A 515-nucleotide genomic window follows, 5' to 3' on the forward strand; every position below is an offset into this window, starting at 1 on the left:
ACTTCGACGGCATCAGCACGCTCACGCAGACCGGCCTGTACGTGCAGGACCAGATCAAGTGGCGCGACCGCTGGGTGTTCAACCTCGGCGGGCGCTACGACGATGCCAAGGGCAAGCTGCGCGACCGCCCGAGCGGCATGAACTTCGACATCGACGACAGCAAGTTCACCGGCCGGGCCGGCGTGGTCTACCTGATGGATGGCGGCTGGGCGCCGTATGCGAGCTACACGCAGTCGTTCCTGCCCACGAACACCATCGACCCGACCACCGGCAAGCCCTTCGGCGCCGAGACGGCACGGCAGTACGAGGCCGGCGTGCGCTGGCAGCCCGAAGGCCGCAAGCAGAGCTACAGCGCCGCGGTGTTCGACCTGCGCCGCCGGAACTACATCACCTACGACGCGGCCACCTTCCTGCCGCAGCAGCGCGGGGAGATTTCCGTGCGCGGCCTGGAACTGGAGGCGAACGCCGAACTGCTGCCGCGCCTGAACCTCACGGCCTCCTACGCCTACATGGAC

The 515-nt window shown here is 67.8% G+C and carries 1 protein-coding gene; it reads left to right on the forward strand.

Annotated features, from left to right (window positions below; all coding sequences use genetic code 11):
* Window positions 1–515 (forward strand): TonB-dependent siderophore receptor (locus tag E4T88_RS18835; protein ID WP_135107553.1); only part of this gene is annotated, 515 nt, incomplete at both ends.

It is taken from the genome of Dysgonomonas mossii, assembly GCF_004569505.1.
Classification (GTDB): domain Bacteria; phylum Bacteroidota; class Bacteroidia; order Bacteroidales; family Dysgonomonadaceae; genus Dysgonomonas.